The 13,113-nt window shown below is 61.9% G+C and carries 11 protein-coding genes; 7 read left to right on the top strand and 4 right to left on the bottom strand.

From position 1 onward, the window contains the following. The first annotated feature begins 7 nt into the window (after window positions 1–7). Window positions 8–430, top strand: coding sequence for a YqaA family protein (locus BLR25_RS02115; RefSeq protein WP_091932598.1), 423 nt, complete (start codon window positions 8–10; stop codon window positions 428–430). A 112-nt stretch (window positions 431–542) separates the two neighbouring features. Here BLR25_RS02115 and BLR25_RS02120 read toward each other — a convergent pair whose 3' ends face one another. Beyond that, complete coding sequence (locus tag BLR25_RS02120) at window positions 543–1,316, bottom strand: coiled-coil domain-containing protein (RefSeq protein ID WP_143009738.1); 774 nt, start codon at window positions 1,314–1,316, stop codon at window positions 543–545. A 40-nt stretch (window positions 1,317–1,356) separates the two neighbouring features. After that, on the bottom strand, window positions 1,357–2,247 hold the full coding sequence (locus BLR25_RS02125; RefSeq protein WP_176785715.1) for a response regulator: 891 nt from the start codon (window positions 2,245–2,247) through the stop codon (window positions 1,357–1,359). 465 nt (window positions 2,248–2,712) lie between these two features. Here BLR25_RS02125 and BLR25_RS02130 point away from each other — a divergent pair, with 465 nt between their 5' ends. The 6 genes from BLR25_RS02130 to BLR25_RS02155 all read left to right on the top strand — a co-directional run bounded on the left by BLR25_RS02130 (window position 2,713) and on the right by BLR25_RS02155 (window position 9,676). Further along, a complete protein-coding gene (locus BLR25_RS02130; RefSeq protein WP_091932606.1) occupies window positions 2,713–6,585 on the top strand; it encodes a DUF3683 domain-containing protein in 3,873 nt (1,290 codons plus the stop codon). A 115-nt stretch (window positions 6,586–6,700) separates the two neighbouring features. Then, window positions 6,701–7,129: a gamma-butyrobetaine hydroxylase family protein gene (locus BLR25_RS02135; RefSeq protein ID WP_091932609.1), complete on the top strand. Its 429-nt coding sequence runs from the start codon at window positions 6,701–6,703 to the stop codon at window positions 7,127–7,129. Window positions 7,130–7,159: 30 nt separating this feature from the next. Continuing rightward, window positions 7,160–7,894 carry a bifunctional demethylmenaquinone methyltransferase/2-methoxy-6-polyprenyl-1,4-benzoquinol methylase UbiE gene (gene ubiE, locus BLR25_RS02140; protein WP_091932611.1) on the top strand — a complete coding sequence of 245 codons (735 nt, stop codon included), beginning with the start codon at window positions 7,160–7,162 and terminating at the stop codon, window positions 7,892–7,894. A gap of 12 nt (window positions 7,895–7,906) precedes the next feature. Further along, entirely contained in the window at window positions 7,907–8,770 is an 864-nt protein-coding gene (locus BLR25_RS02145) for a Tim44 domain-containing protein (protein ID WP_091932612.1), read from the top strand. A gap of 3 nt (window positions 8,771–8,773) precedes the next feature. Next, a complete protein-coding gene (locus tag BLR25_RS02150) occupies window positions 8,774–9,355 on the top strand; it encodes a ubiquinone biosynthesis accessory factor UbiJ (RefSeq protein ID WP_091932613.1) in 582 nt (193 codons plus the stop codon). Window positions 9,356–9,448: 93 nt separating this feature from the next. After that, window positions 9,449–9,676, top strand: coding sequence for a hypothetical protein (locus BLR25_RS02155; RefSeq protein WP_091932615.1), 228 nt, complete (start codon window positions 9,449–9,451; stop codon window positions 9,674–9,676). 17 nt (window positions 9,677–9,693) lie between these two features. Here BLR25_RS02155 and BLR25_RS02160 read toward each other — a convergent pair whose 3' ends face one another. Together BLR25_RS02160 and hemE are read right to left on the bottom strand one after the other, a co-directional pair. Then, a complete protein-coding gene (locus tag BLR25_RS02160) occupies window positions 9,694–11,700 on the bottom strand; it encodes a primosomal protein N' (protein ID WP_091933633.1) in 2,007 nt (668 codons plus the stop codon). A gap of 302 nt (window positions 11,701–12,002) precedes the next feature. Continuing rightward, on the bottom strand, window positions 12,003–13,067 hold the full coding sequence (gene hemE / locus BLR25_RS02165; protein ID WP_091932616.1) for a uroporphyrinogen decarboxylase: 1,065 nt from the start codon (window positions 13,065–13,067) through the stop codon (window positions 12,003–12,005). Window positions 13,068–13,113 lie beyond the last annotated feature (46 nt).

Genomic DNA, 13,113 nt, shown 5'->3' on the forward strand with positions numbered 1-13,113 from the left:
CCTGCCCATGGACTGGCTGAACATCAGCGCCGAAGCCGGGCTGTGGGGTCTGTTCGCCTCGAGTTTTCTCGCCGCGACGCTGCTTCCGGGCGGTTCCGAACTGGTGCTGGCGGGCATGCTCAGGCTGCACCCCGAGCAGCTCTGGCCGGCCTTGCTCCTCGCTACCCTCGGCAATACGCTCGGTGGCATGACCTCCTATGCGTGCGGACGCTGGCTGCCAAAATGGCAGAAGATCGAGTCACTGACACAGCAGGAACGCGTCAGCACCTGGGGGGCACCGATCCTGCTGCTCGCGTGGACACCCATCATCGGCGATGCGCTCTGTGTCGCCGCCGGCTGGTTGCGACTGCGCGCCGGCCCCTGCGCCGTTTTCATGGCGATCGGAAAGTTCGCTCGGTATTGGCTGATCGCCATCGCGATGCAATGGTAGTTCGCAGGATTCTCGACGACTGACGCGACGGGACTGAAGCCGAAAATCCTTGCCGGCGCGTCACTCCGAAGCGGACTTTCGGGAACCTCCGCACGAAGTGCCTTCCAGGACGCTATTCTTCGGACAACTCCCGTTGTACAAAGCGTTCCTCGATCAAGGTTTTCTCACGCAAGGTACGCGCCAATTCTTCTTCTCGCTCGTCGATTTTCGCCCGCATCTGGTTGCTTTCAAGCTCGAGCACCTTGATACGTCCGCGCAGCGCCAGATTTTCCGCAACGCGCTCATGCGTCTGCGTTCGTTCCTGCTCTCCCGAACACGCCTCGCCCTCAACTGGCAAAGCGCCACCGGGTTCGGATTTCTGCTCGGCCTCCCGCAAGCGACGACGCGTATCGCGTAAATTTGTGAGCAGGCGCTGGTTCTGCGCATGCAGTCGCGCTAGTACCGCTTCGGCCTCTTCCGCCGCAAGTTTCTGGCGACGCAGTTCGATAATCAGCTTGTCGCTCGCTCTCAACTTGTTTTGTGCTTCATTCAAGGAGGCCTCGAGCGCCGTGTTTTGCGCGAGCAAGCGAGCAAGCTCGACGCGACTGAACGACGAAAGCCCCGACACCGGATCCTGGTTATTGCCGGCCGATTGTTTCGGCCCGGCCTCGATATCTTTCTGCGTTTTTTCCAAACGCTCGACTGCCGACGCCAAGCGACTGCAATTTGCGTTGAGCACGGCCTCTGTGCCTCTCAAATCAGCGGCCAATTCAGCCTGCCGGGCGTATCCTTCTTCGATACATCGGGCAATTCTGCCAAACGCCATCACCGAATACACGGTAATGGCCACCGCCGCCAGCGTCACGACGATTACGGCTAGCTGATTCCTGTCGGTAGTGATCAGCATTTGCCCCCAGAAAAGCACCCATTCGGGCAATCGCGCGTCCTCAGGAAACCAACTGGAGAAAAACGAAACGCCCAGGCCCGCCCCCCGGGACGCCAAGCTCATACACTTGCAGGCCAACATTGCACAACAAGGCCTTTTTCAGCCCCCCCTTGTCGAGCTCGACAAGGTTCGAGCGAATCAACACCAATGGCTTCTTGTCGCGCAAGGAAAATAGAGGTGCGACGTTCTCGAGAAAACGACTGACCGGTCTCAAGACCTCATCGCGCATCGCCTCGGTTGATAACGCTGCCTGCACCAGCGTGACATCGCCGCCCTTCTTCGCCCCCGCCATCAGGGTTAAGCACGGCATATCCATAATGCACAAGGCATCAACCGATTTTTTTCCGACTCTCGCGTACGACCCGACCAGAACTTTCGCCGACAGATATTCCGGGTGAATTGCGTCCACCTTTTTCAGGGAAAACTCCCGTGTCGGCAAGGCCGCCTTAACCAAACGCGTCACATCGTCCAGCGTAACGATCGCAGCCACCTCAGACGTAGGGGCTGTCCGTGCTCCCGCCCGACCCGAAACGGGATGACCGACCGATTTGACGATCAGAGCCATCAGGTCGTCATCCCGGAATGGCTTGTGCAGAATGAACTCAATACCGTTCTTTCGCGCGTCGACCATACAAGCCTCGGAGGTTTCAGCGGTTACCATCCCGACCTTGACACTTTCATGCCCCTCGCGGCGCAGCGTACGAACGAAATCCAAGCCCGACAACCCCGGCATATGCCAATCGGTAATAATCAGATCGGGCCGGAACGTATTGACCGCAGACAGGGCCTCCATACCGCTCGATACGGCATGAATGGCCTCTCCGGCGTAGCCGCAGGAAGTGATGGCTCGGCGTATGATCGATCGAACCGCCAAGCTATCGTCGACAATCATGAATCGCTGCATGAAGGAGCCCTCGCATGCGACTTCTCGACAACATTGTGAAAACGCCGCTTCCTTGAAATATGGCTAAGCTGCCGAACCACAATGCGGGACAAACACTCGTTGATTCTGACGCCTCAACCGATTGAGTGAGTGAAGGCCAGACGTACCGGCGTCAAATTCGGCGTATATATTTCCATAATATTCGTCTGAAATCTGCGAACTATTCCGCACATTTCTTGTTCTTTTCTTTGTAAACACTCCGATTCAATGACGCGATATCAACGGGGTGTTCGCAATCAACCGCTGGATTGCGTTGCGCCCTGAGCCGGAACGGCTGCAAGGCGTGCGTCATGCGAAGGGGGGGCCCTCCACAGGACGCGCAACGCAGACCAACGACAGGCGCCACCGGGCGAGACTGGGGAGCGCCACGCTTCTGGGCTAAAATCACTGTTTGATGTCGGCTCCTGATTCGCCATGAACGCTCGCCTAAGGGAAATTCCCTACAACTACACCTCGTTTTCCGACCGGGAAATCGTCATACGACTGCTCGGTCCGGACAACTGGGCAATCCTCGATCAGTTGCGCGCACAACGGGTCACCGGACGATCGGCGCGAATGCTCTACGAAGTGCTCGGCGACATCTGGGTCGTGCAGCGTAATCCCTATCTTGAGGACGATCTGCTCACCAGCCGTGAGCGGCGTGACGCGCTGGTCGCCGCACTGCGCCATCGCCTGAACGAAATCGACAAGCGTCGGCAAGGCAACGACGCCGTACTCGCCCTGTGCCAGGCAGCGAGCCAAGCGGTCGACGTGTTCGAGCGCCACTTCGAAGAAACCGCCCGGCTGCGCGCCCGTGTCCTCAAGACGCTTTTGCCGCATACGCGGCGAGACAACATCGCCTTCGACGGCATGGCCCGCGTCACCCACGTGACAGACGCCACCGACTGGCGCGTTGAATACCCCTTCGTCGTGCTCTACCCGGATCGTGAAGAAGAGGTCGCCGCGCTGGTTCGGGGCTGCATCGAACTCGGGCTGACCATCATCCCGCGCGGGGGCGGCACCGGCTACACCGGCAGCGCCGTACCGCTGACACCGAATTCAGTGGTCATCAACACCGAAAAGCTGACACGCATCGATCCAGTCGAAATGCTGCAACTCCCCGGTTGCACGCAAACGTATGCGACCGTGCGCACCGGCGCCGGCGCGGTCACCGACCGCGTCGCCGAGGCCGCCGCCGCTGCCGGCGTCGTTTTCGCCGTCGACCCGACCTCGGCCAACGCGTCCTGCGTCGGCGGCAACATCGCGATGAACGCCGGCGGGAAAAAGGCCGTCCTCTGGGGCACTGCGCTCGACAACCTCGCCTGGTGGCGCATGGTCGACGTCGACGGCCACTGGATGGAAATCACGCGCATCGGCCACAATTTCGGCAAGATCCATGACCAGCCCTGGGTCCGTTTCGAGATCCGCCGTTTTGCCGATGACGGTGTCACTCTTCGCGGCGAACCCGAACTACTCGACATTCCCGGCGCGAGCTTCCGCAAGACCGGTCTCGGCAAGGACGTCACCGACAAATTCCTGTCCGGCCTGCCCGGCGTCCAGAAAGAGGGGACCGATGGCCTGATCGTCGCCGCGCGCTGGGTACTCCACACGATGCCTCCGGTCACGCGCACCGTCTGTCTCGAGTTTTTCGGTCAGGTGCGCGAAGCGGTGCCGGCCATCGTCGAGATCACCGACTATTTCAAGCCGGGCGGCGCCGGTCATGGCGCCGGCGTTCAACTCGCCGGCCTCGAACACCTCGACGAACGCTACGTCAAGGCGATCGGCTACGCCACCAAGGCAAAGCGCCATGGCCGGCCGAAAATGGTGTTGCTCGGCGATATCGTCGGTCACGACGAAGCCGCCGTGATGGCTGCAGCTTCTGAAGTTGTACGCATGTGCAACCTGCGTTCGGCCGAGGGCTTCATTGCCATCGATGCCGACACGCGCAAGAAATTCTGGCTCGACCGATCCCGCACTGCCGCTATCTCGCGCCACACCAACGCCTTCAAACTCAACGAGGACGTTGTCATACCGCTGCCGCGCATGGGCGAGTACTGCGACGGCGTCGAGCGGATCAACATCGAATTGTCGATCCGCAACAAGCTGGCGCTGTGCGATGCCCTGACGCAATTCCTGCAGGGCGAAGCCGACGACCTGCCGCTGCACCAAGGTGACGCCAACCTCGACAACACCGTGCTGCTTGGCGACAAGCGGCAGGCGGCGCTTGACGCGATTGCCGGCGTACGCGAGCGCTGGCAGTGGCTGCTCGACAGTCTTGACCTGCCACTGACCGATGCCGAGAGCCAGTTCGAACGCTACGGCATCATTACCACGGCATTGACCAACCGTGCGCCGGCCCCGCGCTTGTTCCATCGCTTACAGGATTACTCGCTGCGCGTCTCCTGGAAGACCGAACTCAAGCCGCAGTTGGAAGCCATCTTCGAAGGCAAGCTGTTCAGCCGTCTGCTCGAACGCATCGACGGACTCCAGCGCGAAAATCGCCGCAGCCGCGTCTTCGTCGCGCTGCACATGCACGCCGGCGACGGCAACGTGCATACCAACATTCCCGTCAATTCCGATGACTATGCCATGCTGCAGACGGCCAATGCCGCCGTCGCTCGCATCATGGCGCTCGCCCGGGCGCTCGACGGTGTCGTTTCCGGTGAACATGGCATCGGCATTACCAAGCTGGAATTCCTCAGCGACGAGGAGCTCGCTCCCTTCCGCGCCTACAAGCAGCGCATCGACCCGGACGGCCACTTCAACCGCGGCAAGCTGATGCACGGCGCCGATCTGTCGCGCGCCTACACGCCGTCGTTCTCGCTGCTCGGCACCGAGTCGCTGATCATGGAGCAATCCGAGATCGGCACGATCGCGACGATGGTCAAGGACTGCCTGCGCTGCGGCAAGTGCAAGCCGGTCTGCTCGACGCACGTGCCGCGCGCGACGCTGCTCTATTCGCCGCGTAACAAGATCCTCGCCGCCTCGTTGCTGATCGAGGCCTTCCTCTACGAAGAGCAAACGCGACGCGGCATCTCGTTGCGCCACTTCGAGGAATTCAACGACGTCGCCGACCATTGCACGATCTGCCACAAGTGCGTGAAACCGTGCCCGGTCGACATCGACTTCGGCGACGTCTCGATCCGCATGCGCAATTTCCTGCGCGAGCAGGGCAAGAAAAAGTTCGTTCCGGCCAAGGCCGCAGCAATGGCCTTCCTGACGATGAAGGACGCCGCGTCGATCCGCCTGACGCGCACGCTGATGGTCGATTGGGGCTACGCGGCCCAGCGCTTCGCGCACCGCCTGCTCAAACCGCTCGGCCTGTTCCAGCACCAGACCGCGCTGCCACCGGCAACCGTTGGCCAGCCGCCACTGCGCACGCAAGTCATCCACTTCCTCAACAAGCCGATGCCGGCCGGTCTGCCGAAACGCACGGCGCGGGCACTGCTCGACATCGAGGACGACAAGATCGTGCCGGTCATCCGTGACCCGCGTAAAGTCGGTGCCGCCGATTACGACGGCGACGCCGTCTTCTATTTCCCCGGTTGCGGTGCCGAACGCCTGTTCTCACCGGTCGGTCTGGCGACCCAGGCGCTGCTGTACGAAATCGGCGCGCAGACAGTGCTGCCGCCGGGCTATCTCTGTTGCGGCTATCCCCAGATCGCCGCTGGTGAGGCCGACCAGGGACAGAAGATCACCACGGACAACCGCGTGCTCTTCCACCGCGTCGCCAACACGCTCAACTACCTCGACATCAACACGGTGATCGTGTCCTGCGGCACCTGCATGGATCAGCTGCTCAAATACCAGTTCGAGAAAATTTTCCCCGGCTGCAGGCTGCTCGACATCCACGAATATCTCCTGATGAAGGGCGTCAAACTCGACGGCAACTCGGGGGCGCGCTACCTCTACCACGAGCCCTGCCACGCGCCGATGCGCACGACGACCGGCATCAAAGCCGCGAACGCGCTGATGGGGCAGCCGGTAACGCTCTCCGACCGCTGCTGCGGCGAATCCGGAACGCTTGCCGTGACGCGCCCCGACGTCTCCACGCAGGTCCGCTTCCGCAAACAGGAAGAGATCGAGCAGGGCGCCGCCGCATTGAGAACCGACGGCTTCGCCGGTCCGCTGAAAATGCTGACCTCCTGTCCTTCCTGCCTGCAGGGTCTGTCGCGTTACGAGGACGATGCCGGCACACAAGCCGAGTTCATGGTCGTCGAACTGGCGCGCCTGCGGCTTGGCGAGCACTGGATGGAGAACTATCTGCGCCAGGCACAGCAGGGCGGTATCGAGCGCGTGCTTCTCTAGGCGGAAACGGACCTCGCACGCTCGCGTACACTCCCTCACCATCGCGTCGCACACCGGCAACGGAGTGCGACGCTTCTTGCGCTATGATAGCGCGTCATTTTTCTGAAGAATCGTCATGGCCGGCCTGCGTCCCGATACCCCGATCCCGAGCGAAATAACGCTGAACCAGAAATCCCGCCGCATGGACATCGTCTTCGACGGCGTCCGCTACGAACTGAGCTACGAGTTCCTGCGCGTGCTCTCGCCGTCGGCGGAAGTGCGGGGCCACGGCCCCGGCCAGGAGGTATTGCAAGTTGGCAAACAGGACGTCGAGATCGTCGGTCTCGAACCCGTCGGCAATTACGCGATTCGACCCACTTTCTCCGACGGACACGACAGCGGCCTCTATTCCTGGGATATCCTCCACGACTTCTGTCTGCGTCGCGACGCGCTCTGGCAAGACTATCTCGACCGGCTTGCCGCTGCCGGCGCCAGCCGTGATCCGGCCCAGTGTCCGCCGCCTCCCGCCAAGCCCGTCGCCAAATGCGGCGGTGCCAAGGCTTGATTTCCGCCATTCGGCCCTCATCTAATCGCCATGACCCAAAACACCCATTTCGGCTACGAACAAGTCGCTGAAGCCGAGAAAGCCGGGCGCGTCGCCCAGGTTTTCGACTCGGTTGCCAACCGCTACGACATCATGAACGACCTGATGTCGGGCGGCCTGCACCGGCTCTGGAAGACGTTCACGATCGACCGCAGCGGCGTGCGCGAAGGTTCGCGCGTGCTCGACGTGGCCGGCGGCACCGGCGATCTTTCGCTGGCCTTCGCGCGCAAAGTCGGCAAGACCGGCCAGGTCTGGCTCACCGACATCAACAACGCCATGCTCACGCATGGCCGCGACCGGCTGTGCGACAAGGGCGTCATGCTGCCCGTGGCGCAATGCGACGCCGAGAAGCTGCCATTTCCGAGCAACTACTTCGATTGCGTCACCGTCGCTTTCGGGCTGCGCAACATGACGCACAAAGACCGCGCCCTCGCCGAGATGTATCGCGTACTGCGCCCGGGCGGCCGTCTGCTGGTGCTGGAGTTCTCGCGCGTCTGGAAACCGCTGGCACCCGCCTACGACTTCTATTCGTTCAAGGTCATCCCGCGCATCGGCAAATGGGTCACCGAGGACGAGGACAGCTACCGCTATCTTGCCGAATCGATTCGCATGCACCCCGACCAAGACACGCTGAAATCAATGATGGAAGCGGCCGGTCTTGAAAAAGTCGACTATTTCAACCTGACCCTGGGCGTCGTCGCCCTCCACCGTGGTTTCAAATTCTAAGAGGAGAAACCTATGAAGAAGTTTTTCGCAATCTTGTTCGTCGCAGTTGCCGCCCTCAGTATGAGCGTCGGCGACGCCGAAGCGGCCCGTCTTGGTGGCGGTCGCTCGATCGGAATGCAACGACAGGCCGTCACGCCGCGCCCCGTCTCCCCGACGCAGCAAGCCGCGCCGGCACCGGTGTCGCCGGCGCCAACGGCAGCCCCGGCGCCTGCCGCACAACCGAAGCGCAGCTGGCTCGGCCCGATCGCTGGCCTGGCCGCCGGCCTCGGCCTCGGTGCCTTGCTCTCGCACTTCGGCCTCGGCGCCGGCTTTGCCAACTTCCTGATGATGGCGCTGCTCGCCATGGCGGCGGTCTTCGTCTTCAAGCTGCTGTTCCGGCGCAATGCGCAACCGGCATCGGAACCCCTGCAATATGCCGGGATGGGCAACGGTGGCCCGGTGCCGTCCGAAGCACCTCCCGCCGGAGTCGCGACCAGTGGCGCCGCTACCCCGGTTTCGCGTATCCCGGAAGGTTTTGACGTCGACGGCTTCCTGCGTGTCGCCAAGCTCAACTTCGTCCGTCTGCAAGCCGCCAACGATGCGAAGAACATTGACGACATTCGCGAATTCGTCGCGCCGGAGATCTACGCCGGAATCAAGCTTGAGATGGACGAGCGTGGCAGCGCACCGCAACAGACCGATGTCGTGACGCTCAACGCCGAACTGCTCGAAGTCGTCACCGAAGGCCACCAGCATATCGCCAGCGTCCGCTTCACCGGCATGATCCGCGAGTCCACCAACGCCGCGGCAGCCCCCTTCGACGAGATCTGGAACCTGAGCAAATCGGTCGACGGCAGCCGCGGCTGGGTCGTCGCCGGTATTCAACAACTCGCCTGACCGATGCTGATTCGCACCGCCCTCGGCTTCGCCAACCATCTGCTCGCTGGCGAAGCCTGGGCGCGCAAACGACTTCAACCCTTCGCCGGCCAAGGGCTCCGCCTCATCTGCGGCCCGGTCACCGCGAATCTGGTCATCCGTCCGGACGGTACTTTGACGGAGGCCGACACCAGCAACGTCCCGGCCGTCGAACTCATCCTCCCGCCCGAAGCGCTGTGGCAATCAGGCGGTGACCGCGAGGCGCTGATCGCTGCCACCCGCCTCAACGGGGCCGCGGATCTGGCTGAGACCATTGGTTTTGTCCTGCGCCATTTGCGCTGGGAAATCGAGGACGATCTGGCGCCGGTCCTCGGCGACGTGGCAGCACGGCGACTGGCCAAGGGCGCAGCCCGCTTCATCGCGTGGCATCAGCGACAAGCGCAGGCGTTCGCGCAAAACCTCGCCGAATACTTTTCGCTAGAGAAGCCGCTGATCGTGCAACGCTTCGAATTCGCCGCATTCGCGCGCGATGTCGGCCAAGTTGCCGATGCCACCGAACGCCTCAACCGACGTGTCGAATCGCTGACAGCGCGCCGCAATCCTTAGGCGATACCAACGCCATCGGCGCTGTCATCCTGCTTCAATAAATCCGTCATCCGCAGACGCTAACCTGAGACCGTTCCAACTCAGGAGTCCGTCATGCGCCAACGCCGCCCGAACCTCAATGCCTCGGTCGAAAAATTCACGCAGGCACTGCTCGCCTACCACTCCGCCACGGCTCAGATGCACGGGTCACTGGCCCGACTGATCGCCCATCAACGCGATTTTTCGATCGCGTTGCGCGAGATCGTCGTCAGCACCGCACCGGCGATGTCGCACCGGACAGGTCGGACGTGCCCGAATTGCGTCAGCCCGGCAACGGACTGACACGCTACGGCAGTCGCTCAGAATTCGTAGGGGTCAACCTCAAGATGCCAACGCAGACGGGATGGCGCCTTGATCGCCGCAAGATGGTCGCGCCAGGCAGTAAGAAAGACCTGCAGGGCGCGCCGCGACGGCGATTCGATCAGTAATTGCGCGCGTTCCATGTTCGCCCGCCGGGCAAGCCGCATCGGCACCGGATCGTAGAGCATCACTTCAGGATGCTCTGCGGCACCGTCCCAGGCGAGCGCCGAAGCGAGATAGGCGATCGCATCGGCCATCTGCGGCGCCTCGGCGCGCAGCATCGCCTGAAAGGTGTAGGGCGGAAAGCCGGCCTGTTCGCGCTCCTTCAGCTGCGCATTGGCGAACGCCGCATAATCATGGCGGACCAGTGCAGCATAGAGCGGATGCTCGGGATATTGCGTCTGGATCAGCACCTCACCCGGTAATTCCGCCCGTCCCGCCCGTCCCGCCACCTGCATGAGTTGCGCGAATAAGCGTTCGGGCGCCCGCCAGTCGGCGGCAAACAGCGCCGCATCAGCGCCGAGTACGCCCACCAACGTGAGCTTGGGAAAATCATGTCCCTTGGCCAGCATCTGCGTGCCGACCAGAATGTCTACCTCATCCCCGCGAATGCGCTCGACCAGCGCTTCCCATTGCTTGCGACTCTTTGCCGAATCCCGATCGACGCGCAGGATACGCGCATACGGGAAGCGTTCGCTAAGCACTTCCTCCAGGCGTTGCGTTCCCCGCCCGAAAGGCAGGATGTCCTGATTGCCACAGGTCGGACAAGCCTTCGGCACACGAATCTCAAAACCGCAGTGATGGCAGCGCAAACGTCCGTCGGCGAGATGCAGGACAAGATTGGCGGCGCAGCGGCGACAATGCGAAATCCAGCCGCAGGCGGTACAGGTCAGTACGGGCGCATAGCCACGGCGATTGAGGAACACCAGACTCTGCTCGCGTCGCGCCAGGCGCTCGCTGATCGCTTTGAGCAGTCGGTCACTCAACCCGTCCTGCAACTTCTCAAGACGCGTATCGACGCGTTGGACCGCCGGCAAGCGGGCGCTCTGCACCGCGCGTTCGGTCAGGCTGATAAGCCGGTAGCGCGCCGGGGTGCGGGTGTCAGTGGCATTGGCCCAACTTTCCAGCGAAGGTGTAGCGGAGCCGAGAACGATCGGAATATCCCGGTCGCGGGCACGAAACACGGCCACGTCGCGCGCTGAATAACGCATGCCGTCCTGTTGCTTGAACGAGGCGTCGTGCTCCTCATCGACCACGATCAGCCCAAGTTCGGGCATCGGGGTGAAGACAGCCAGGCGGGTGCCAAGGACAATGCGCGCACTGCCTTCGAAGGCGGCACGCCAATGCCGCGTGCGCGCCGCTTCGGTCAGTTCGCTGTGCAAACTGACCAGTTGGGCATCGGGGAAGCGGGCAGAGACACGCGCTTCGAGTTGCGGCGTTAGATTGATTTCGGGCACCATCAACAGGACCTGGCGCCCCGCAGCCAGCACGCGTTCGACGAGCCGCAGATAGACTTCGGTCTTGCCGCTGCCGGTAACGCCGTGCAAGAGATACGCACTGAACCCCGGATCAGCGGAGATTGCCGCCAAGGCGGCTGCCTGTTCGTCGGTCAGCGCCGGCGGTGTAGTCGTCTCAACGGCAGACGCTGTCCGACGCGGCGTGCGCGCCTTCGGCGGATCGATCCGGCGCAAGCCGGCGGGCAAGGTCGACAGCATGACTTCCCCGAGCGGCACCTGATAGTAGCGCGCACAGAACTGGCACAGCTGAAACCAATCCGGCGGCAACGGTGGGGTATCGCGCAGGACCTCTTCGAGCGCCTTGAGTTGCGAGTCGCCGACATCACTGGCGGCAGGCAGATCCACAACGATGCCGATCCGCGACTTGAGTCCAAAAGGAACACGTACGCGCACGCCGACATCGGCCGCCGTCAGCGAAACGCCCTCCGGAACGCGGTAGTCGAAACACCGATCCAGCGGAACATCAAGGGCGACTCGGACAAGCTGCATGCGTTTTCTCGGGAGCGGCCACTTGCCGCGTTTTCCTCGTACAAAATCTTCAAAGCCGGCGTAAACCACTCACCGGATTGGCATTTCTGGTTGTGCACAACATCTGTGGAAAACTCTGTGGGTTGTTTCAGGAAAACCGCCCGAGATCCTTATTGCACAAGGGTTTCATGGCCGCGACTCCTTGCGGACAAAAACAAAAAACAACATAAAATCAGCACGTTACAAACAAGCCTCTGATATAGAAAGAACTTGCTCGCGGACGCTGACATGCGCCCCATCTCTGTGCATAAATCGGAGCGTACTCAGCGCATTCCACGCCGATAACCGTGCACAGCCTCCACCAGCGCCGTCACACTTTCTGGCGGTGTGTACTGGGAAATGCCATGACCGAGATTGAACACATGCCCGGTGTTGCCCGCACCGAAGCTGTCGAGCACTTTACGCGCCTCGTTCGCCACGACATCTGGCGAGGCGAACAACACCGCCGGATCGAGATTACCCTGCAAGGCCACGCGATCGCCGATGCGACGACGAGCTTCACCAAGATCGATGGTCCAGTCGAGTCCGACCGCATCACAGCCAGACGCCGCGATATCCTCCAACCAAAGACCGCCTCCCTTCGTGAAGACGATCACGGGGATGCGCTCGCCATCCTTCTCCCGCACCAAACCATCGACGATCTGCCGGATATAGGCGAGTGAAAATTCCCGATACGCCGCGTGGGACAGACTGCCGCCCCAGGAGTCAAAAATCATCAGGGCTTGCGCCCCCGCCTCGACCTGCGCGTTCAGATAAGCCGTGACCGCCTTGGCCGTGACACCAAGAATGTGGTGCAGAAGATCCGGGCGCGCGTACAGCATGCTCTTGAGATGACGGAAGTCAGTGCTCGACCCGCCTTCGATCATGTAGCAGGCGAGGGTATAGGGACTTCCGGAAAAACCGATCAGCGGCACACTATTGCCGAGCGCGCGACGAATTTCCGCCACCGCATCGATGACATAGCGCAGGTGGTCGTAAGGATCCGGAACAGCCAAGTCGCGGATCGCCCACTCTTCGCGCAGCGGGCGCTCAAATTTCGGTCCCTCGCCCTCGCTGAACGCGAGGCCCAAGCCCATCGCATCGGGAATGGTGAGAATGTCGGAAAACAGGATCGCCGCATCGAGTTCATAGCGCGCGAGCGGCTGCAGCGTCACCTCGCAGGCCAGCGCAGGACTTTTGCACAAGGACAGGAAGCTACCGGCACGCTTGCGCGTCTGGCAGTACTCGGGCAAATAACGACCGGCCTGGCGCATCAGCCAGAGCGGCGTGTAATCGGTCGGCTCGCGCAGCAGCGCGCGGAGAAAATTGTCGTTACGTGGTCGCGTCATCGCAGGTCGGCCCAATCACGAAAAATGGCTCATATCAGAAAGCACG

It is taken from the genome of Propionivibrio dicarboxylicus (assembly GCF_900099695.1).
In the GTDB taxonomy this organism is placed as follows: domain Bacteria; phylum Pseudomonadota; class Gammaproteobacteria; order Burkholderiales; family Rhodocyclaceae; genus Propionivibrio; species Propionivibrio dicarboxylicus.

Bases quoted from the DNA above. Each gene is read 5' to 3' on its own strand.
- BLR25_RS02150 (WP_091932613.1), top strand. From the start codon at position 8,774: ATGCTGATTCGCACCGCCCTCGGCTTCGCCAACCATCTGCTCGCTGGC.
- BLR25_RS02130 (WP_091932606.1), top strand. From the start codon at position 2,713: ATGAACGCTCGCCTAAGGGAAATTCCCTACAACTACACCTCGTTTTCC.
- hemE (WP_091932616.1), bottom strand. From the start codon at position 13,067: ATGACGCGACCACGTAACGACAATTTTCTCCGCGCGCTGCTGCGCGAG.
- BLR25_RS02120 (WP_143009738.1), bottom strand. From the start codon at position 1,316: ATGCTGATCACTACCGACAGGAATCAGCTAGCCGTAATCGTCGTGACG.
- BLR25_RS02145 (WP_091932612.1), top strand. From the start codon at position 7,907: ATGAAGAAGTTTTTCGCAATCTTGTTCGTCGCAGTTGCCGCCCTCAGT.
- BLR25_RS02115 (WP_091932598.1), top strand. From the start codon at position 8: ATGGACTGGCTGAACATCAGCGCCGAAGCCGGGCTGTGGGGTCTGTTC.
- BLR25_RS02160 (WP_091933633.1), bottom strand. From the start codon at position 11,700: ATGCAGCTTGTCCGAGTCGCCCTTGATGTTCCGCTGGATCGGTGTTTC.
- BLR25_RS02135 (WP_091932609.1), top strand. From the start codon at position 6,701: ATGGCCGGCCTGCGTCCCGATACCCCGATCCCGAGCGAAATAACGCTG.
- BLR25_RS02125 (WP_176785715.1), bottom strand. From the start codon at position 2,247: ATGATTGTCGACGATAGCTTGGCGGTTCGATCGATCATACGCCGAGCC.
- ubiE (WP_091932611.1), top strand. From the start codon at position 7,160: ATGACCCAAAACACCCATTTCGGCTACGAACAAGTCGCTGAAGCCGAG.
- BLR25_RS02155 (WP_091932615.1), top strand. From the start codon at position 9,449: ATGCGCCAACGCCGCCCGAACCTCAATGCCTCGGTCGAAAAATTCACG.